We start from the raw sequence: 20,628 nt of genomic DNA on the forward strand, positions 1-20,628 counted from the left end.
TCGCGCCTGTACCAGAATCACAATTTTAACGCTAATTTGAACAGGCTTTTCGGCCTGTTCCACAACAGTTGAATATTTGTCGCCATAATATTATAAGTCATGCGCCAGCTAGCACCAGCAGCGATGGCATTACTGATATCTTAAATGTAACTTTTGCAACAACTATGCCTACTTATACGGGAATTTCTAGCGAAGCATTTCAACATCCTCTCGATCGCCAAGCTGAGGAAGCGCTGCGAAGCGTGCCTGGATTTGACTTAATTGCCAGCAAATTTGTAGAATTTGTCTACGAACGACCGCAATTCGTTTACCTAATGGGAAATAGCATTCAAGTCGGGCCACGCCAATATGCCAGCATTTATCATATATTTAGGGAGTGCTTGCAGGATTTAGATGTTTTTCCCGAACCTGGTTTGTTTGTTTCTCAGAACCCCTCAGTTAACAGCTATGCCCTGGGTAAAAACCAGCCTTATGTAGTATTAAACACTGGTCTTTTAGACTTGTTGGAAGAGCCAGAAATTCGGGTAGTATTGGCTCACGAGTTGGGACACATTAAATGTGGTCATCCAACTTTAAATCAAATGGCTACCTGGGCGATGAGCGTTGCCTCGACAATTGGCGAGATGACTTTCGGGTTGGGAAATATGGTCGGTAGCGGTTTAATTTACGCTTTTTACGAGTGGCGGCGCAAGGCTGAATTATCGGCAGACCGGGCGGCTTTGTTGGTAACGGATGACTTGAACAGTGTGATGAAGACGATGATGAAACTTGCGGGAGTTAGCAGTAAATATGCTGACCAATGCAGTTTGCAAGAATTTATCCGCCAGTCTGACAACTATCAAGAGCTCGATCGAGACAATCTCAACCAAGTGTATAAGTTTTTACTTTACAACGGCGGTCAGGGCGTGATGCTGAGTCATCCTTTCCCGGTGGAACGCCTGCGGTATTTGCGAGACTGGGCAAGTTCCGAGGAATACCGCCAAATTAAGCTGGGGAACTACAAGCGGGCTGTAGCTGAGGGTGCGGTTGATGTGAAGTCCCAAGCGCCTAACAGTGAGACGGAGGCTTTGCGCCGTCAGATTGAAGAGTTGCAGCGGGAGATCGATCGGCAAAAATCAAAGCGAAACTAAGTTTAAATTCCTCGTTTCCAGGCTCCTCGTCCCCTGGCAGAGCCTGGGGATGCAGATCCAGAGGCTCTGCCTCTTCCAAAGCGAGGATTAGCGAGGCTCTGCCTCTGGATCTCGGTTCCTAGGCTGTGCCTGGGAACCAGCCAAATGTTTGTTGAAGATTTACCGGATTTGAGGGAGGGGGAAACGTAAAAGGAAGGTAAACCAGTGAGAGACTTACTCGCAACTGGCCTCCAATCTAAAAACTGTCCCCTCATTTCGGAAATCTGTTTCTGAGGAGGTGTAGTTTAAATCAAGAGAAGCTTATAAATCAACGGGGCTAAAAAAAATGAATATTGATAACGCAATGAATACTAACAAGCCAACTTCTAATTTTTTCGGCAATGTGGGAAAAGTCGCGATGGCTCTGACTCTTCTTGCCGCCGGCATGGCATTTACAAACCCTGGGAGAGACAAATACCTAACTTATGCTTCCGGCGTACTGCAAACCGAGTTGGAAAGCACTGTGTGCAAGGATTCTCGCGTGCCTAAAGCTTTGAGCGGGATTACAGATACTTTGATCGGCAGTTGCAAGAATTTGCTAACTTCGCAGCGGGACACGATCGAAAGTTTGCTAGACAATACAACGCAGCGTCAAAATTTAGGTGTGGTCAGTATTTACACAACTCAATTAGGCAAAAAAAGCTATCCAACGGTTGGAGCTTTTGGGAATTTCGTGACGTTGCCACCTAGTTCTGAAAATGTTCAAAAGTAGAGTCAAATTAAGTTTAAGTGTAGAAACCGGGTTTTGTAGAAAGCCCGGTTTTTCCTTAGGTAATTGTCTCTAAGCAAATCTCAATAAATTCGGATAGCGGCAGCACATATTTTTAGTCAAGCTCCCTATTAGAAGCCAAATGTTAAGTTTTCTTAAAGAACAAAAGTTATTGCCGCACTTAATATTAACATGAACGCTATAAAGTTTGATGTTTAACAAATAAGCTGATGGCAATGCAATTAAGTAAGGGTGAGAGATTTAATATCTCTAAAGAAGCGCCTGGTTTAAAAAAAATGGCGATCGCCCTCGGTTGGCAGGTGACAGAGGCAGGACAAAGCTACGAGATTGATGTCTCTGCATTTATGCTAGGTGCTGACGGCAAAATACCTAACGATAAATATTTTATCTTTTACAATAATCTGCAATCCGGTGACAGTTCGGTACTGCAAGTGATTCGAGATAAAAACAACCCAAGTCAAGAGAATAAGACTATTTACGGCGTTATCTTAGAAAGAGTTAATCCTGACATTGAGGAAATAACTTTTGTTGTGACTATTCACGAAGCAGATAAAAATAGGGCAAATTTTAGCAATATCAAAAATGCTTTTATCAAAGTTTCCAATTTGGATACAAAAAGCGAACTGGTTCGGTATGAATTAAAAGAAAATTTTTCGCGAGAGACAGCGGTAGAATTTGGTCGTTTGTATAGAAAGAATGGAGAGTGGAGATTTCAGGCTGTAGGAGCAGGATATCAGGCAGGATTGCAGAGTTTTGTTGACAAGTATTGCAGCTAAAGTAGTAATAATATTGCTGCAATTCCTCACGAGTTAGCAGCGGGAACGGCTGATGATTTACAGTTTTCGGCTGGGGAGCTGGAGGTGGAGTCAGAACCGGAAGCGGAATACTCTCGTCTGGAGCTTTTGGTAAATTTGTGGCTCTTCAGTAACTAGTATGCTAAACTAACAGTCAAACTGCCAAGTAGGCAAACATCTAACACGGAAGTTTTCAAAGTTTCTAAACCCGTAAGCAGAACGTTTAATCAACTTGAGCTTATTGTTGATGCCTTCGACAACACCACTCGTAGTCTTATAATCGAAGTAAGCAAGAATCTCATCTAGCCAACGAATAATAGTATTCTGACTATCGGGAAAATATTTTTTAGCTCCTGACAGCCATCTTCCCAGTTTCAACAAACCGACTAACCAATTATTAGCCTGCTCGAAAATCCTTCTAATTTCTTCTTTTAATTCATGCCTACTTTTGAGAGGAGAAGATACATCTTTAACTTGCACGAGTTTAGCTTTTCGCTCTTCATTTAGATCTGATTCGTTCTTCAATAACACATATTTACTTTTATTCAATCCTTCTAAAACTTTCTCCTGGTCTGCTTTCTCTTCTGACGATTCTGCTTTTTTAATTAAATCTTCTACCTGTCTCTTTTCTCGCTTCCTTTGGGCATCTAATTCCTTATTTATTTGTGCCATTACATGAAATCAGTCGGCGACCACCTGAGCCTTTGGCATCAAGTCTATAACTAGATTTCTGTAACCTTTCCACAAATCTATACTTACTTCTTCTATTGGCTCTAATACCTCTTTACCCTATCCGAGCAGCACTTCCCTAATTTCTTGTTGTTTCCTTCCTGCCAATATCCCACTTTACTTTGACTTCTCTAAATCTATTAATACTGCACAGTAATTTCCTTTTTTTTTTATTACAGCTATTTCATCTATCCCTAATCTCTTCAACTCGCTAGGCTTAGCTTTCAATTATTCTTTCGATGCGTCTTTTAACATCCTTTCTATTTCTTCTGTTGTCACCACCCCTTTTTTCGCTACGCTGTGGATATCGTTCTCTAACACTTCTTGGATTATTGCTCTTCCTAGCCTTTTTGTATAGGTTCTTCTTTTTCTGACAAACTCCAACTCTTCACTAAATGGCTAGACACATTTTTCGCCTTTAAACTGTCGTCTGTTAATTTCTAAAAATACAAAGTTCTCTCCCCAAGGTAAATCTTTGACTAGGTATCTATGATTTTGATGTAATCTATGACTTTTTTTTCCCCAACGTGGACAGTTACTTTCCTTACCGATTCCTTCCACCTGTAAAATTATTCCAATCCCTTCATGCTGGCGATGTGAGATTACTTTTATTCCCTCTATATTCAACAGCTTTGTTAAAAACTTTATCTCCTTTTTCGTTGTCATGGCTGTTCAATCTACCTAACCCATCTAGCTTTTGCTTATAGTTAATAATAAATGAGTTTCCTCTGTCAACCCCGGTAATGACTCTACCAACTATTTTTCTAGCCTCATTTGTATTTCTTTCCTGGCTTAGCTGTTCATTTAGCATATTAACTACTGAAGAGCCTTAGTTATTTTTCTCATTGTCCGATACCTAGAAAGTAGACGACCTATATTTATCAATTCACTGTTTGGTTATTTTGTCAATGCGTAAGTCCTAATTTCTTAGTCCGCGTCGGCGGACTTCGTTCGTGTAGAAGCGATTTCAATCGCCGAATGACTGATTAAACAAATCAAAAATCTGCTGGCAAAAGTCTTTGAGTTTTTGCGCCGACTCCACCGCAGGTTCGGTTAGGCCGAGAAAATTCCAATTTTCCACAGTAGAAAAGTGCCACTGCTGACCAGTATGATCGTAACCGGCGGCCTCAACGCCGATCGCCCGCCGATATCCTTCCACCGGATCTTGGTAAAATCGGATTTGAATCAAAATGCTGCGGCTTTGCAACAAGCGACTTCTACCGGGAAAATGGAAGCCAATGTCTATCGAATCTGGATCTACAAGTTCTCTGGTATCCTCGTCATTCATCCAAGGTTTCAAATCGACTTTTGCATCCGGGAATTCGGACTTGAATAAATTAACAACCGCAGCAATTTTGCTGGCAACTTCTATATTTTTGGCTTGTTCGGCAGCGTTCACTCGAAAAACTCCTATCAAATACAGTTATTACGTGATTTAGCTAACAATGTAACTGCATACTGCCTGCTTTAAACAGTGAACGGTGGACTATTTGATAGATATTTAGGAGTTGACAAATTTCCCACTGTGTGTTAATGACCAGTCATAACATTTGAGAGTTGAGATTGGAGATTAAACAATTGGCAATGACTGATTCCGTAAAAGTGGTGAATAAATTTTATCAAAGCGGCAGGGCGATCGCAAATTCCGTACCTTCTCCCAGCAGCGATTCGCAAGTTAGTTTACCGCCGTGGGTTTCTTCTACAATTTGCCGGCTGATAGACAACCCCAAACCAGTACCTTTTCCTACTCCTTTGGTAGTAAATAAATGGTCAAATATTTTTGACTTGACCTCCGATGACATCCCTTGACCGTTATCTTTGATTTTAATCACCACGCTGTTGTTATCCTCCCCGAGATGAGTGATAATGGCGATCGTATTCGGTAAAGCTTCAATTTCAGCGTAAGTGCGACCCTGATTGAATTCGTCAAAACACTCGATCGCATTTGCCAGCAAATTCATAAATACCTGATTCAGTTGCCCAAAATAACATTTAACTGGCGGGATATCTCCGTATTCTTTGATAATCTTAATCGCCGGGCGAGTATCTTTAGCTTTCAGGCGATACTGTAAAATCATCAAAGTGCTGTCGATGCCGTCATGAATATTTGCTGACACTTTATTCGCACTATCAGCGCGGGAAAAAGTCCGCAAAGACCTGCTAATATTGCGGATGCGCTCTGTACCTGATTTCATGGATAAAAGCATTTTCGGCAAATCTTCGATCAAATATTCTAAATCGATCTCCGATGCTTTATCCTGTAATTCATCTCCAGGATTAGGAAATTTTTCTTGGTAAAGTTGTAAGCAATCAATCAAATCTAAGCTCGCCTCAGCAGCAGCATCAAGATTGCCCGCAATAAAACCGAGCGGATTGTTAATTTCGTGAGCAACCCCTGCAATCAAGTTGCCGAGAGCCGACATTTTTTCGCTTTGAATGAGTTGCAGTTGCGCCTGTTGCAGTTCATTAAAAGATTTTTCTAACTGTTGAGATTTTTCTTTCTCGCGCGCGTACAAACCAGCATTTTCTACAGCAATAGCCACTTGAGAAATTAACACTTTGAATACTTCTACTCTTTCTGCTGTAAAAGCCCCTACTGTCAAAGCATTTTCTAAATAAATTATTCCGCGCCGCTGAGATTGATAAATAATCGGCAAACAGAGAATTGATTTTGGTTGATATTTCTGAATGTAGGTATCTACATTAAAAGGTTCGGCGACAGTCGCATTGTCTAAAACCAGATGCTTTTGACTGCGGTGTACGTAATTAATCACAGACAGGGGAACATCTTGACGAGTTTCTACGGGAATAGAGGGTAAAAGTGTCACTTTATCCTCCGCAAAACTGCCAGTAGCTTCTATGCAGAGGATATCGTTTTTCAGGAGCAGCAGCACTACTTTTTGAGCCGCCGCATTTTCTAAAATAATTTTGATTAATTTGGTCAACAATTTTTCGAGAACAATTTCACCGTTAATGGCTTGGGCCGACTTAATAAAAGTAGCTAAGTCTAAGAAATCGCCTAAACTACTACTGGTAGTATTTCCAGTGGTTGTGCGAGTGACATCGAGGGTTGGGGTTTGGATTGTGCGCGTCTGTGCTGCTAAGAAAGGATGTGTTGCTTCTAAGTGTTTAACTTTAGCTATGGCTCCCCAATGGATATATCCATAATAGGCTTTAGTCAGATATGCTTGAGAAACTATCTCTTTACCCAAAGCTTGATAAAATTCTCCGGCTAATTCATAGGCTAATGCTTCCTCTTGAATGTAACCGTTTTTTGCCGCTCCATCAATTGCGCGATCGTACAATTCCATTGCTTGGGTATTTTGCCCCAACACTCGCGCTTTCTCGGCTGCTACCAAATCGTATTTGTGTTGATAATTCATCGGAGCATGAAGGGCCCATTTTTTCATCTTCTTTTGGTTGTGCAGCACTTTTTTCAGATATTGCTTTTGTTCCCCTTTGCCAGTTGCTGGATACAAAGCGAGGAGACTGAGAGAAAAGTAAAAATTATTCACGGCAACTATATAAAGTCCGGATGCGGCTTCTGCATATTTCTCAAATAACCTTGAATTTTCCAAGGCTTGCGCGTAGTTTCGGAAGATAAAATTAAGCATAGTTTTGGCATTGTAAACCAAACAAACTACCATAAAGCTTTTAGCTTTTATTAAAATTTGGAGGGTTTTAAATTCATTAAAACTCTCCCCAACTAAATTACATGGTTCGACAGTTGTGCTACAAAAATTGAGTGCTGTCTGTCTCTCTACACTTATATACTGTACAGCCATTTCTAGTTGAGATTGCTGCATTAATTTCACATACTTACCGGTTTCCTGTTCAACCAGATCAAGACGCTCTCCCATCGACAGTTTATAAGTACAATATATATTAATAGAATAAGCCGCATATTCCAAATCTCCACTTTCCATCCCGGTTTGGAAACCTTCCTTGATATCGCCTAATCCTGACTTAAGATCGGTTTTCCATGGTTGAATAAAAGAACCAAAGACTGCATAAACTCTACTTTTGACTGAACGGGATGGAAATTTGCCTAACAGCCTAATTGCCAGTTGGCCGAATTGGTATGCCAAACTAATGTCCCCTAGCCTGCACAGAATTACGCCATAATAAACATAGGCAATACTTGCATAAGGCGAATTGCCATATTTAATGCACAGCTTGACCATCCTAAATGTAAGCAGCGGTACCAGTAGGGGTTTAGCCTGAATAGCACTGCTGAGAATCCCTGATAAAATCCGCATGGCTGCTTGTTTGTCGGGATCTGTCATTTCTGGCAAGTTAGCTAAATCCTCAATTCGTTTCAATCCTAAGCTCAGTTTTGTATTAATTAGTCCCGCCACAATATTTAGCGCCGTGGGATTTTGAGGAAAAGAAATGCCTAACAGTTTCAGGAATTCCAGTCCTGTATTGAGTGCTTCTAACGGTCTATTTTGAGCATTGTAAGACTGGATTTGAAGTGCATAAACCTTCACTTTGTCAAGTAAAAATTTAGATTTTTTAATTACGAGATCGACCATAGTTTTTGAATATTCATAGTTGATGTTTAAATATTCAGATTCGGCTTTTAACTCGTAAATTGCTAACGTTAAGTCATACTGACTGTGCCAACAATCTGCTGGCAATAATTCCATAGCCACCCGCAAATACCTAACAGCAGCTTCATAAGCTGCCGCAGCTTTTGCCTTGCGTCCAGCAGTTAAATTTAATTGTGCCAACTGAGTTTTTTCTGACTTTTGACTAATCGTGTCAATTCCGACATTCAATTGATTGACGATATCAAAGATGTTTTCTTCTAGCTTGTTTGGTGGAGTATTCTGTAAAAGTAATTGACCGATTTTTAAATGGGTGGATTGCTTTTGGTCTTCGGGAATTAGCGAATATGCGGCTTGCTGAACGCGATCGTGCAAAAATTTGTAAATAACCCGCGAAGTATCTAACTTGAGATTGATTGATTCGGCTCTATCGAAAACTAAAGGAATGCGATAAGCATCGCTCAAGGGCAGAATTAACCCTGCTTGCAAAGCTGAATAAAGTTCAGTTGCTGTAGTATTAGCTGACTTTTCGCTAACAAGTGACAGCACATCTAGAGCAAATTTATCTCCCACGCAAGCTGCTAGCTTCAAGACTTCTTGCGTGGGTGCGGGAAGCTTTTCAATGCGAGAAGCTACCAGTTCCACCACACTTTTATCGGTGATTCCAATGGCTTGGATTTCATCAATACTCCAATACCAGCCACTTTGACTTCCCTCATTTGTAATGTGATTAAATTCAAATTTTAAAAGAGAGTCTTGATAAAGTGCTTGGAGTAATTGGGTCAAGAAAAAAGGATTGCCGCCCGTTTTATTCCAGATTAAATCAGCTAGATTTGTTACTTTTTCTGTGCAAGTGTGAAGTGTTTCAGTGACTAATTCAGTCACATTTGCTAAATCCAGCGGTGGCAGCACGATATTGTTGACTATTGTACCAGTTTTTTCAATTTCTTCTACAGTCTGAATTAAGGGGTGGGTCGGACTAACTTCATTGTCTCGATAGGCACCGATTAACAACAAATATTTTTGGTCAGGGTCAGTTATCAGTATTTGCATCAACTTTAATGTTGCTGAATCTGCCCACTGCAAATCGTCTAAAAAGATAACTAGGGGGTGTTCTTTTTGGGCGAAAACGCGAATAAATTCTTTGAATACCCGATTGAATCGATTTTGGGATTCTACAGGGCCGAGTTCTGGGACTTCTGGCTGTTTGCCGATGATTAATTCAACTTTGGGAATTACGTCGGCAATTACTTGGCCGTCTGTTCCTAATGCTGTTAAAATTTTAGTGCGCCATATTTCTAATGAAAGTGCACTTTCTGTTAGCAATTGCCGCAGCAAGGAGTTAAATGCTTGGATTAATGAGGCATAAGGAATGTTGCGTTTGAATTGGTCAAATTTGCCGCTGATGAAGTAACCTTTTGACCTGGTAATTGGTTTGCTAACTTCGTTGACAACTGCTGATTTACCGATGCCTGAGTAACCTGAGACTAGCATTAATTCGCTGCTTCCTGATGGGGGCGGGTTTGGTTCTAAGGTTGCTGCTTTTTCTAACACATTTTTGGCTAAACCCCCTCTTACACGTTCAAATGCTGCTAGCAATTCATTAACCTGATTTTCCCGACCGTACAATTTTTGGGGGATTAACAATTGGCTGAGAATATCTAAGCGTCCGGGGATGAAGTCGGCAATTTTTCCGGTGGTTTGTAACTGATGCAAAGAAGGTTGTAAGTCGGCTAACAATCCGGCCGCACTTTGATATCTATCTTCGGCATTTTTTGCCATCAATTTCATCACTATCTCAGAGAGGGCGACAGGTATTTCTGAATTGATTTGATGGGGATATGTTGGTTGAACTGCGATGTGGCTGTAAACTATTTCTAATGGGTCGTTGCTGCGGAAAGGTAATTTTCCAGTCAGCATTTCATATAATGTGATACCAAGGGAATAAAAGTCTGTGCGGTAGTCGAGGGTGCGGTTCATTCTCCCGGTTTGTTCGGGTGACATATAGGCTAAGGTGCCTTCGACTGAGTTGGGATTGTTAAATTGCGGATTTTCTTTGTTGAGTTTTGTAGCAATGCCGAAGTCGGTGAGTTTTACTTGTTTTGTTTGCGAGTTAATTATGATGTTGCTGGGTTTAATGTCTTTGTGAATAATGTGCTGAAAATGCAGGTATTGTAAGGCTTTGACTATTTGGATGGCGATGTTTAAATTTGCTTGCAGGCTCAAGGTTTCTCTTTCCAACAGTTTGGCGAGGGATTCGCCGCCCAAGTCTTCTAAAACGATTCCTAATCGGTGGTCAAATGTTTCGATACTGATAGCTTTGACGATGTGTTCGCTGTCTAAATTTTGGCTGATTTGATATTCGTGTTTGAGCCTGGTAATGGCTTCAAGGGAGGGATATTCGGCTTTGAGAACTTTCAAAATTACTGGGGGCGCATCTGTCGGTGTTTGTCCGCGATAGATTATTGTTTCGACCCCTTCGTGCAGAGTATAAGTTATTTGGTATTTTGATAAGGTTAACATCTCTTAAGTTATAAATTACAGGAGCCGAGCATCATTAGATTAACACTACTTAATCTTAATTTTGTGTGATTCCGATCATGTATTTTGCGCTTTCCCAATCACACGGAATATACACTAAGTAAAAAGGTGGGCTGGGTCGTTGGTGTCAACAAACATCTTAAATGTAATCTCGGTCTTGTGTTTGAGTCCCGAATGCTTTCGCTGCACCGTTTTTCTGGGAGATGGGAGCGATCGCACTGGGCCTATAACAGCAGAAGATGGGAGCGATCGCACTGGGCCTAAAACAGGCAATTGAACGGGTTCTCAATCGCTGACAACCGTAACTTCACAGATAGTAGCAATAGATTCCGGTTCAGGTAAAATACGCACGCGGGCGAATTTTAAACCGCTGACTCCTTGCAGTGATTCTACCATGCCGGTCTGAACTTTTGGCTCTACCCAACCTTCGCGAGACAAGTAACGCAAGTATTGTTGGTACTCTTCCCATTCGTCTTCGGTTGAATAAACTACCGTTAACATTCCTGGCTGGGTAATTCGCTCTTGTGCGTCTTTGTCAACGGCTTTTTCGATCCGCTTTTTGACAAGTTCGTAGCGGATGTCGCGAGTGCCTTTGACATCAAACATTTTTTCGGTGTTTTCGTTGTGAAAAATGTCGATCGTGGTATTCTGCACTAACACTAAATGTGCGAGTTCCATGTTGATTTGAGACTCGGCTTGCAGGCGAAAAACTGTGCGGCCGCAATCGCAAATAGCTCGCAGTTGTTCGTACCGCAAACTGTGTAGGTGAAACTGGCTGAATGTGGGGTCGATCGATTTTCCTACATAAATCATGTGATCGATGCCGTCGGTGCATTCGATGTCGCAGTAGTGGGGCAAAATTTGCTGCATTTTTTCTTGCCAGCGGGCCCAGGTTTCTTGGAGTTTGGTGCTGATTAGGTTCAGCATTTGGTCGTAGCGGTTGCGATCGCTGTAAACGCAGTTATGTTCGTTGTCACAGGCTGCTTGGTAAGCTTCAACGGCTGCCTGAACCTTGGGTCCGCACTGCACAAAATAGTCAAAATATACTTCTAAATGCTCGTTTAAATACTCGGCTGCTCGCACCTCCATATCGACTGTTACTTTTTGTTTTAAATGCTGGATGTAGTCGAGCAAGTCGAGCCGCAGTTGCTCGCCGAGGTGGGTAGTTTGTGTTTGGCAAACAGCATCAGCTATGACTAAACCTAAGCGAAATTGTTCGAGCAAATCAGTTTGAATGGCTCGGTTTCTTTCATCGCTAGAACCGCGAATGTCCGAAATTCCGTACAGCGGATGAACGTCAGCAAATACGATTGTTTCTGGAGGTAGTCCCCAACTTCGCCTTTCTGCTTCTTGGGCGAACCGCCACTCGACTGCGGGGTGGATATTGTGAATGTGGGTAAACCGCTCCTGGATAGCTTGCCGCAGGGCTGCAATGAAAGCGGGAATGAGTTCTTGGGCGTGTTGAGCGTCAATGCCGTTGAAGTGGTTTGGCCGATCGCACAACAGCCCCACGACTCCCAAAATCCGCACCCCGCACCCCTCACGGGTGACGGATTTGACTACCAGGGGCACCAGCAGCATCGATCGAGTTCCCATTCTCCGCAAAGTTCGATCGCACTCGGTTTCGCACTCCCTACGCAAGTCTGGCACGTTCCAAACTTGATTTGCTGCTGTGGCCTTCAAAAAGTGAGAAGCTTCTAGGGAGTGCATTGAATAAAGAATCGGCTGCAAATTTTGGCCGTCTTTTGCAACTAATAGCTGTACCTGATCGCCGTCTGGTCGCAGCAACAAAGTGCCGTCAGCATTGAAGAGCGATCGCAAACACCGATCGATTCTCTCAAATTTGTCTGGCCGCAGCATCGAATCTTGATCGATCAATAACTGAGTCAGCCGCCGAATTTGCTCCTGCACGGTGACATCAAAACCTTCTAGCAGCAACAAACCTTCTACGCGGTAATTATCCAACTGCAATCGATTGGCTAAATTTTCCAGTTGATTCGGCTGCATCAGCCAAGCTTCCCGTTCTGCAAGAGGCATTAATCTTAAAGAAATATCCGCGAATTCATCTATTTTTGAGTCAATTCGAGTAATTTTTAACTGTTCCGAACCCAGCCAAAATTCAATGAATCTCGCTTCTCGGTGTTTGGGGTTTTTTACACTCGCCGTGACAGGTTGGTCTAGCACCCGCAAACCGTCAATGTCAATTTGATAATATTGCTTAAATACCCAGTGCAAAAGGTGGCGACGGTACAATTGTTCTGCTGTTCTGCCGCCCCAATCCTCCAACAGTTCCAGCAGAGTGATGTCGGTTTCTGCAAACCCACCGTTGGTAAATTGAGTTGCCAAGGGCGTTTCCTCCCAACCAGCCAAGCGACAAAATGCCGCGTTAGCGTAACGCAGGGCAAAAGTTCCCGGTTGCATTACTGCGATTAAAACGTGGCGATCGCCGAGAAATTGAAACAATCGCTGTAAATCTTGTTTCCACGTTTTCAACGGTTCGATGTCAGAAGATTGACTGGGTACTTTGCCCGCCAAAGCTTCCAGTAGCTGTTCTATACTTGGTTCGCTGGGCAGATTGTTACTGTCTTGCTTTGTTGGAACGATATCTGTCGCTGGCGATTTTACAGAGTTGTTGTTTTGATGGGAAGACGATTTAGGAGTAGACATGAGTAAAACACCTGAAAGCAGTGGATTTTGCCAAAAAATGTCAGCGATCGGCGATTATGGCTTTGTAAAGAGCTTAAATCCTGTGTGTAAAGTTTGTGTGTGGGTATCGGAAACTGGGTTTTTTCTCGGACGATGGGCCCAGGGACTTTTACTTTTATTCACAAACAACCTCTCAGTCTCGACGTTATAGGTGATATTAACGTGTTTACCGCCTGGGGGGTAACACCCATTATAAGCGGTAGGCAGTAGCGGATAGTGTCAGCAACTAATGCTATTTGACTCAGAGGCGAGATATATAGCAGGTTTGGGTTGAATGAAGCACAGCCCTGGTAATTGGTAATTGGTAATTGGTAATTAATAATTAGCAAGCTGGTTGCTTGTCACTAAATTAGCAAATAAAGTTGCGACAACAATTCCACTAACACTTGCTATTTGCCAATGCAGGAATTAACATATATAATACAGCTAACAGGATTTTTGAAAGGACATAGTTATGGCTTTAACGGTTAACAATCTCATTGCCGATGTGAATGGATTTCCTGTATTTGCTGGGGGCGGGCCACGTCTTTTGGGATTCGCTACACCCGATGAGATTAACGTAGGGAATGGAAATTTGTCGTCTTTTTCTTGGGGAGTTTGGGGACTAGACGGCAACGATACTATAGGAGGTTCGTCGGATTCCAACGAACGGCTGTTAGGAAATAATGGCAATGATATTATCGCTGGTGGCGGCGGAAATGACATAATTTACGGCGGGAAAGAGGACGATCGCCTGGATGGAAATGATGGCAACGACGTAGTTAGGGGCGACGCCGGAAATGACCTTATCTTTGGAGGGTTCGGGAACGATATCCTGCGGGGAGGGCAAGGAGACGACGATTTAGACGGCAATGAGGGCAACGATTTCTTAGCAGGCGATCGGGGAGTTGACGTGCTCACCGGAGGCATCGGTGCTGACATATTCGTGCTCAGAAGCAACGATGAAGCATTTGGTATAGATGGAGCAGATGTCGTTACAGATTTTAATTTTGACGAGGGCGATCGCATCGGTTTGACGGACGGTTTAACAGAACTAGACCTTTTCTTTGAAGACGACAATTTGATTGCTTACGATAATGATGGAATTATCAACGACATGGTGATTGAAAACATAATTACCGGACAGATTGTGGGGATAGTTTTAGACACGGACAACTTTGAACTTGTCGGTGCATTTGAACAGGCAAGTCCGTTTGCTTTGGCAGTTAACGGTTCTCAATTCCAGTTTTTGGCTTAGGTTATTTGTAGGAAATTAGACGGGCTAGAGAGCGAGTTCCGGGTAGGGGACACGGCAATTTTGCGTCGGACACGGCAGTGCCGTGTCCCTACCGATAGCGGAAAATCTATCTCTAAGCAACTGTACTTTGCAGAAGTCTTAAAATAGTAATAGTTGTTTGTGCACAAGCACCAGTTTTGACTATATCTTCGCCATAAATTGCAAAATTAGCTGAATCTGTCACCGGTTTAAATTGATCAAAAAACAAGCGGTGGCGGGTCGCGATTTATTATTACCAAACAAGGCCCGACTTACACGGTTTTGACAGCTAATCACGTTGTTGCCGCTCCGGATACCTATACGATTCGCACTTCTACAGGAAAAGACTATCAAGTAACCCGTAGTGTACTATTGCAGAAAGGCCAGAATGCTCCTGATTTAGCAGTTGTAACATTTAAGAGCACTAAATCTTATCCAGTTGTAACTTTAGGCTATTCTGAACAAGCGGCAGTTGGTACACCAATTTTTGTGTTTGGCTATCCAGGTTTTCCGGCTAGCATAACAAACCAAACTGAACGCAATTTTGAATTTTCACCAGGCTTTGATATGAATCGGGCGCTGAGCCTGTGCTACTTGTGCGTCAACAGTCGCTAGAGTAAAAGACAACATCCCATGGAGGAACAAACCTCTGCACCAATGGACTCGCTTCATAAAAATATCCTGCTAATACCTTAATAAACTAATATAAAGGATGAGCTGTGTAGGAAAAATCCTAACTTTAGACAGATGACAAATAGGACTTACGCACAGCCTTGGACGTACTGCAACCAAAGAAAGCGGGTTTTTTATCGAATATGCAGGCTGTAACGAAGTATTTTGGTAAAAAAAACCGGTTTCTGGGTTCTCATGCGTTAGTCCTAATTGTAGGAAATCTCAGGTATTATGAAGGGCCTAAACTCCAGCTTGTTCCTAATCTAGGGATATTGCCGAAGTTTTAACACTGGCAGATGAGCTAGGTATACTGGAGGTCGATCGAATACCGATCGAGTTCCAAACGATATCATCAATGATAATGAAGAATAATAAAAATTATAAAAATAGCGAAAAATTAGGTAAATCACAGCCTAAATATCTCATACTAATAGGTTATTTGTTAGCAGTAGTTGCTACTTTTATATGGGCTGGTAACTTCATTGTTGCCCGAGCTTTTAATCAAGATATTCTACCTGTAGGACTAGCCTTTTGGCGATGGACTATCGCTGTTGTAACTCTGACACCATTCGCCATTAAAACGACAGTCGCCGACTGGAAATTGGTACAAAAAAATATGCCATACTTGGCTTTATCGGGTTTTTTAGGCGTGACTGCTTTTAACACATTAATCTATATTGCAGGTCACACAACACAGGCCACAAACTTGTCATTAATCGCTGCTTCTTCCCCTATTTTTATCGTACTAATGTCTAGAATTTTTTATGGAGAAATTATTTTTTTGACGCGGTTCGCGGGAATTGCGATCACAGTCAGCGGTGTTATACTTTTGCTCGCAGGAGGTTCTTTAGAAAAATTACTCAATATTTCTTTCGCCATTGGCGATATTTATATGCTATTGGCGGCCATAATCTTCGCTGGCTACACCATGTTAGTCAAACGCAAGCCATCGACCATGCACATCACAACCTTTAGCTTATGTACTTTTAGTTTAGGGCTATTATTTTTAGTACCCTTATATGCCCTTGAATGTTGGATTTATCATCCTGTTGTCTTTAATCCAGCCATCGTGAGGGCATTGCTCTACGTTGGAGTGCTTTCTTCAGTAGTGGCTTATCTCGCATGGAATCAGGCGATCGCCCTAATTGGCCCTTCCCGCACAGCTTTAATTTACTACATGATTCCAGTCTTTAGCGGTCTTGGTGCGCGGCTTATCCTCAATGAACCGATCGCCTTAGTTCATCTCTTTAGTACGTTGTTAATCATCGCAGGCATTATTATCACTAATAGACAGTAACTATATAACAAAAGATCCCAACTCATAGCGCGTTAATCCGCGAGCATCAGCGGTTAAAAAATAAAAACATCCAACTTTTCCCAAAACTTGCATCCAAACAGCCCCATTTAGCCCTAAAATAAAAAAGACTGACTAGCCAACAATGCCCTATGTTTGAAGCCCTTGCCGATCGACTCGAATCCACCTGGAAAAAACTGCGCGGACAGAATAAAATCTCCGAGTCTAACATCCAAGACGCCCTCAAAGAAGTCCGTCGCGCCCTCCTGGAAGCCGATGTCAACCTCCAAGTCGTCAAAAACTTCATCGGAGAGGTAGCAGCCAAAGCACAAGGAGCAGAAGTAGTTTCAGGCGTCCGTCCCGACCAACAATTCATCAAAATCGTTCACGACGAACTCGTGCGCGTCATGGGGGAAACCAACGTACCCCTCGCCACCGCCGAATCCGGGCCCACAGTGATCCTGATGGCCGGTTTGCAAGGAACCGGGAAAACCACAGCTACCGCCAAACTAGCACTGCACCTCCGCAAACAAAATCGTACCGCACTGCTAGTCGCAACCGACATTTATCGACCAGCCGCGATCGACCAATTGCTGACCCTCGGCAAACAAATCGACGTACCCGTATTTGAATTAGGCAAAGACATTGACCCCGTAGAAATTGCCCGCCAAGGCATCGAACACGGCAAACAAATTGGCATTGATACCATCATCGTCGATACCGCAGGCCGCCTGCAAATCGACCAAGACATGATGGCAGAATTGGGCCGCATCAAACAAACAGTACAACCCCACGAAACACTGTTAGTTGTTGATGCCATGACCGGCCAAGAAGCAGCCAATTTAACCCGCACTTTTCATGAACAAATCGGCATTACCGGCGCAATCTTAACCAAATTAGACGGCGACAGCCGCGGCGGTGCAGCCTTGTCAGTGCGGCAAATATCCGGCGCGCCGATTAAATTTGTCGGAGTTGGCGAAAAAGTGGAAGCATTGCAACCATTTTATCCCGATCGCATGGCATCGAGAATACTAGGCATGGGCGATGTCTTGACCCTCGTAGAAAAAGCGCAAGAAGAATTCGACATCGCCGATGCCGAAAAAATGCAAGAGAAAATGCTCACGGCAAAGTTTGACTTTACCGACTTTCTCAAACAAACCAGACTGTTAAAAAATATGGGTTCCCTAGGCGGCATCATGAAAATGATTCCGGGGATGAACAAACTCTCAGACGAACAAATGCGGCAGGGAGAAGTGCAGCTAAAACGCACCGAAGCCATGATTAATTCGATGACAGTTGAAGAACGCCGCAATCCCGAACTTTTAGCAAGTTCTCCATCCCGCCGCCGCCGCATCGGCAAAGGCGCAGGCTACGCTGAAAACGACGTAACTAAGCTGGTGAGCGATTTCCAGAAAATGCGTACAATGATGCAGCAAATGAGTCAAGGCAACTTTACAGGAATGGGAGGATTGCCGGGAATGCCCGGAATGCCCGGAATGGGTGGCCCCGGAATGCAGCCCGGTTCCCGTGGCTATATGGGTGCCCAGCAGAAGAAGAAAAAGAAAAAAGATAAGCCAAAAAAAGGTTTCGGACAGTTGTAAAAAGTGGTGGCTGGTTTCACTAAATAATTGGCTACCACCGATAATCTCGCAAACCAGCCCCCACCCCAATATTCCTTTATTACTATTGGTCGAAAATGTAATAACTATTAAACTTTAACTCTTTTCTTGTTGCCACTTTATACGTGAAAAAGCCTGTAATTAGGGCTTGCTGAAAAAAGGGAAAAAAGTGAGGGGGATTGGATGGGCGAGCATTAGGTGGGTGGTAAGCGTGCAGGAAAAACCGGTAAAATAGTTCAAAACCCGTGCATTATCGTTGGCTCCCGTCTACCGAAAAGTTGAACCCACCCCAAGCTCAGCCCAAGACTTTAAGCTGCCCTTGGAAGGAAAGTTGGCAGCGACTAATCGTTGGGTGCAGCTAGCCGAACTAATACCCTGGTCGCAATTTGAATCAGAAGATGCCCAAAATTTCGTAGCAGAAGTGGGACCTCCCGCTCTCATCATTTCGGCTGGCGTTATACCAATTTCCTAAAGTTCTGCTACAGATAAGGCATCTAAAATGAATTGCCATCCCGTCAAAGAAGCAATGACTTCATTCGTCAACTTGTTTAACTCTTTTTGCACCGCTGCTCTCAACTCCTCTATGTGTTCAAATCTCAACCATTTTAATCGTTCTTTTATAGCGTTCCTAATTGAGTTGTGAACACTAACCATACATATAAAGTTTGGGAAATCCCAATATTTGACGATAAGCGAAAAAACATAAATAACCTCTTTACTATGGCAAAAGATTTACAGCGATAGGCCAATTTCCTTAAGAGATTCTTTCCTTGTAACCAAATATCTTCTACTGGATTTTGTTCGGGGGCATTCGGAGCAAATAAGATACAGCAGATTCCATGTATATATGATACAGTTTATTTAGTACATAAGCGAAAAAAATGAAACCTTATTCGATTGAGTTGCGTGAGAAAATAGTTAAAATTTATGAACAAGGTGATACCTCAATTAGAAAAGTAGCCGCCAGATTTGATGTGAGTAAAGGGTTTGTTCAAAAAATTTTAAAACAAAAACAAACGACTGGTCATGTTCAACCCAAACAACAGGGTGGAAGCCTAAAAAGTGTGTTAAACTCGCGCCGGACTGAATTGACCCAGATGGTGGAAAAATATCCTGATAGCACCTTATCAGAATATTGTGAATATTGGCGTTTGAGCTACAACGAAGCTGTCAGCCCTAGCATGATGTGTCGTGAACTACAAAAACAAAAGTTGACGCGAAAAAAAAGACCATACGCAGTAGTCAGTCTGCCACTGAAAGAGTGCAAATTCTGAGGTGTGAATATTGGGAAAAAGTGAAAAATATTGACCCTGACAACCTCATTTTTTTGGATGAAATGGGCATTTTATTGGGGTTGACGCGAACCCATGCACGTTCAATATGTGGTAGTAGAGTCTACGATTTAAAACCATTTTATCGGGGGGCAAAAGTCACAGTTATCGGAGCAATTAGCTTAAAAAAAGTAGTAGGATTAATGACCCTCAACGGGTCAATGGATGGCAGAGCTTTTGAAGTCTTTATTGAACATTTTTTAGTCCCCAACTTATGGGAGGGTGCAGTAGTTGTTATGGATAATCTACCTGCTCACAAGTTGGGGACTATTGAACCATTGATACAAGCCGCTGGTGCTAGTTTACTGAACTTATCACCCTATTCTCCGGATTTTAATCCTATAGAGTTATGGTGGTCGCAACTTAAAGCTTTTTTACGTCAGTTCTCACCAAGCACCACCAAGATGGTTGATATTTTGCTGGCTACTGCACGCTTATTTGGTCAATCCTAAGCACTTTAAAAACTGGTTTACAAGCTGCTGTTACTGTACTTCATAAACTTGGAATTTGCTGTAATTTTCTCTATTATCTTGAATAAATCTTTCGGTTCATATCGCTCTCTCAATAAAAAGCGATTCACACCCTGAATGTGAAAATTCTCCCAATATTTCTGATAACCTGCTACAACCTCCCAACTTTGGCTCTGACAGTAAAAATAAGGTGTATAGGTCTAGATTGCGTTGCGCTATGGATGATTTAGTGATTTCTCTGATTGTCCGATACCTAGAAAGTAGAGGACCTATATTTATCAATTCAGTATTTTGTTATTTTGTCAATGCGTAACTCCTAGAAATAAGCTGGATTTGGTATTAGTCCCTATTATCGCAATTGTCGATCGACTTACAACCAACTGGATAAACAGATTTGTAAGTAGTCGATCGCTTGCCAAACAAAGTATAGCGGTTATCGCGGACTTGTTCGTACACACGATCGCCCATCCACTTCATCCCCGGCATTGCCCGGTAAGCCGCCACAAACACCTCCCCAGCAGGAAGTATCCGCCCGATTTCCTCCGCCGCATCGCTGCCCTGCCAGCGCCGTTCCGGGGTGTTGCCATCTATCAAAATCATCCCCATTTCGCATTCTTGAGACGTAATCCCAAAGCGATTTAATTGCTCTAAATCTTGCATGGGAATATACTCAAACCGCTGGCCTTGGTCTAAGGTTTCTAGTAACTGTACCAAGGTAACGCACAGATTGCAATTGCCGTCGTAAATTACGTTGTAATTCATTTGATA

The 20,628-nt window shown here is 42.7% G+C and carries 14 protein-coding genes and 3 pseudogenes; 9 read left to right on the forward strand and 8 right to left on the reverse strand.

Annotation, left to right across the window (positions count from 1 at the left end; all coding sequences use genetic code 11):
* Window positions 1-164: 164 nt before the first annotated feature.
* The 3 genes from QUB25_RS15435 (at window position 165) to QUB25_RS15445 (ending at window position 2,675) form a co-directional block, all read left to right on the forward strand.
* Window positions 165-1,130, forward strand: coding sequence for a M48 family metallopeptidase (locus QUB25_RS15435; RefSeq protein ID WP_333035150.1), 966 nt, complete (start codon window positions 165-167; stop codon window positions 1,128-1,130).
* Window positions 1,131-1,455: 325 nt separating this feature from the next.
* Entirely contained in the window at window positions 1,456-1,881 is a 426-nt protein-coding gene (locus QUB25_RS15440; protein ID WP_333183990.1) for a DUF4359 domain-containing protein, read from the forward strand.
* A gap of 227 nt (window positions 1,882-2,108) precedes the next feature.
* On the forward strand, window positions 2,109-2,675 hold the full coding sequence (locus QUB25_RS15445; protein WP_333183991.1) for a TerD family protein: 567 nt from the start codon (window positions 2,109-2,111) through the stop codon (window positions 2,673-2,675).
* A 165-nt stretch (window positions 2,676-2,840) separates the two neighbouring features.
* Here QUB25_RS15445 and QUB25_RS15450 read toward each other — a convergent pair.
* From QUB25_RS15450 to QUB25_RS15465, 4 genes and pseudogenes are all read right to left on the reverse strand, one after another.
* Window positions 2,841-4,088, reverse strand: a pseudogene (locus tag QUB25_RS15450) (ISL3 family transposase).
* 301 nt (window positions 4,089-4,389) lie between these two features.
* Entirely contained in the window at window positions 4,390-4,821 is a 432-nt protein-coding gene (locus QUB25_RS15455; protein WP_333183992.1) for a hypothetical protein, read from the reverse strand.
* 220 nt (window positions 4,822-5,041) lie between these two features.
* Window positions 5,042-10,495 (reverse strand): AAA family ATPase, encoded by a 5,454-nt coding sequence (locus tag QUB25_RS15460; RefSeq protein ID WP_333183993.1) that lies wholly within the window; start codon window positions 10,493-10,495, stop codon window positions 5,042-5,044.
* Window positions 10,496-10,798: 303 nt separating this feature from the next.
* A complete protein-coding gene (locus QUB25_RS15465) occupies window positions 10,799-13,180 on the reverse strand; it encodes a GAF domain-containing protein (RefSeq protein ID WP_333183994.1) in 2,382 nt (793 codons plus the stop codon).
* A gap of 493 nt (window positions 13,181-13,673) precedes the next feature.
* Between QUB25_RS15465 and QUB25_RS15470 the strand changes: the two genes are divergently transcribed.
* The 4 genes from QUB25_RS15470 to ffh all read left to right on the forward strand — a co-directional run bounded on the left by QUB25_RS15470 (window position 13,674) and on the right by ffh (window position 18,041).
* Entirely contained in the window at window positions 13,674-14,456 is a 783-nt protein-coding gene (locus QUB25_RS15470; RefSeq protein ID WP_333183995.1) for a calcium-binding protein, read from the forward strand.
* Between the two features lie 270 nt (window positions 14,457-14,726).
* A complete protein-coding gene (locus QUB25_RS15475; RefSeq protein ID WP_445251952.1) occupies window positions 14,727-15,089 on the forward strand; it encodes a S1 family peptidase in 363 nt (120 codons plus the stop codon).
* Between the two features lie 418 nt (window positions 15,090-15,507).
* Window positions 15,508-16,443: a DMT family transporter gene (locus QUB25_RS15480; protein ID WP_333183996.1), complete on the forward strand. Its 936-nt coding sequence runs from the start codon at window positions 15,508-15,510 to the stop codon at window positions 16,441-16,443.
* Window positions 16,444-16,592: 149 nt separating this feature from the next.
* A complete protein-coding gene (ffh, locus tag QUB25_RS15485) occupies window positions 16,593-18,041 on the forward strand; it encodes a signal recognition particle protein (protein WP_333035131.1) in 1,449 nt (482 codons plus the stop codon).
* 486 nt (window positions 18,042-18,527) lie between these two features.
* Here ffh and QUB25_RS15495 read toward each other — a convergent pair whose 3' ends face one another.
* Both QUB25_RS15495 and QUB25_RS15500 read right to left on the reverse strand, forming a co-directional pair.
* Window positions 18,528-18,713, reverse strand: a complete 186-nt coding sequence (locus QUB25_RS15495; RefSeq protein WP_333061605.1) for a hypothetical protein — start codon at window positions 18,711-18,713, stop codon at window positions 18,528-18,530.
* A pseudogene (locus tag QUB25_RS15500) lies at window positions 18,706-18,895 on the reverse strand (IS630 family transposase); the annotation flags it as partial. The pseudogene QUB25_RS15500 and the gene QUB25_RS15495, both read right to left, overlap by 8 nt.
* A gap of 45 nt (window positions 18,896-18,940) precedes the next feature.
* On the opposite strand from QUB25_RS15500, the gene QUB25_RS15505 reads away from it, so the two are divergent.
* Window positions 18,941-19,333 carry an IS630 transposase-related protein gene (locus QUB25_RS15505; RefSeq protein WP_333183997.1) on the forward strand — a complete coding sequence of 131 codons (393 nt, stop codon included), beginning with the start codon at window positions 18,941-18,943 and terminating at the stop codon, window positions 19,331-19,333.
* A 20-nt stretch (window positions 19,334-19,353) separates the two neighbouring features.
* A complete protein-coding gene (locus QUB25_RS15510) occupies window positions 19,354-19,842 on the forward strand; it encodes a transposase (RefSeq protein ID WP_333183998.1) in 489 nt (162 codons plus the stop codon).
* Window positions 19,843-19,904: 62 nt separating this feature from the next.
* Here QUB25_RS15510 and QUB25_RS15515 read toward each other — a convergent pair.
* Together QUB25_RS15515 and QUB25_RS15520 are read right to left on the reverse strand one after the other, a co-directional pair.
* Window positions 19,905-20,103 (reverse strand): annotated as a pseudogene (locus tag QUB25_RS15515) (IS701-like element ISAcma42 family transposase); the annotation flags it as partial.
* A 96-nt stretch (window positions 20,104-20,199) separates the two neighbouring features.
* Complete coding sequence (locus tag QUB25_RS15520; protein ID WP_333060823.1) at window positions 20,200-20,622, reverse strand: DCC1-like thiol-disulfide oxidoreductase family protein; 423 nt, start codon at window positions 20,620-20,622, stop codon at window positions 20,200-20,202.
* Window positions 20,623-20,628: the final 6 nt, after the last annotated feature.

This window comes from Microcoleus sp. B3-D7 (genome assembly GCF_036705305.1).
Taxonomy (GTDB): Bacteria; Cyanobacteriota; Cyanobacteriia; order Cyanobacteriales; family Microcoleaceae; genus Microcoleus.

Excerpts from the sequence above, each read along its gene's own strand:
- QUB25_RS15435 (WP_333035150.1), top strand. The coding sequence starts at position 165 with ATGCCTACTTATACGGGAATTTCTAGCGAAGCATTTCAACATCCTCTC.
- QUB25_RS15440 (WP_333183990.1), top strand. The coding sequence starts at position 1,456 with ATGAATATTGATAACGCAATGAATACTAACAAGCCAACTTCTAATTTT.
- QUB25_RS15445 (WP_333183991.1), top strand. The coding sequence starts at position 2,109 with ATGGCAATGCAATTAAGTAAGGGTGAGAGATTTAATATCTCTAAAGAA.
- QUB25_RS15460 (WP_333183993.1), bottom strand. The coding sequence starts at position 10,495 with ATGTTAACCTTATCAAAATACCAAATAACTTATACTCTGCACGAAGGG.
- QUB25_RS15465 (WP_333183994.1), bottom strand. The coding sequence starts at position 13,180 with ATGTCTACTCCTAAATCGTCTTCCCATCAAAACAACAACTCTGTAAAA.
- QUB25_RS15470 (WP_333183995.1), top strand. The coding sequence starts at position 13,674 with ATGGCTTTAACGGTTAACAATCTCATTGCCGATGTGAATGGATTTCCT.
- QUB25_RS15480 (WP_333183996.1), top strand. The coding sequence starts at position 15,508 with ATGAAGAATAATAAAAATTATAAAAATAGCGAAAAATTAGGTAAATCA.
- ffh (WP_333035131.1), top strand. The coding sequence starts at position 16,593 with ATGTTTGAAGCCCTTGCCGATCGACTCGAATCCACCTGGAAAAAACTG.
- QUB25_RS15495 (WP_333061605.1), bottom strand. The coding sequence starts at position 18,713 with ATGGTTAGTGTTCACAACTCAATTAGGAACGCTATAAAAGAACGATTA.
- QUB25_RS15505 (WP_333183997.1), top strand. The coding sequence starts at position 18,941 with ATGAAACCTTATTCGATTGAGTTGCGTGAGAAAATAGTTAAAATTTAT.
- QUB25_RS15520 (WP_333060823.1), bottom strand. The coding sequence starts at position 20,622 with ATGAATTACAACGTAATTTACGACGGCAATTGCAATCTGTGCGTTACC.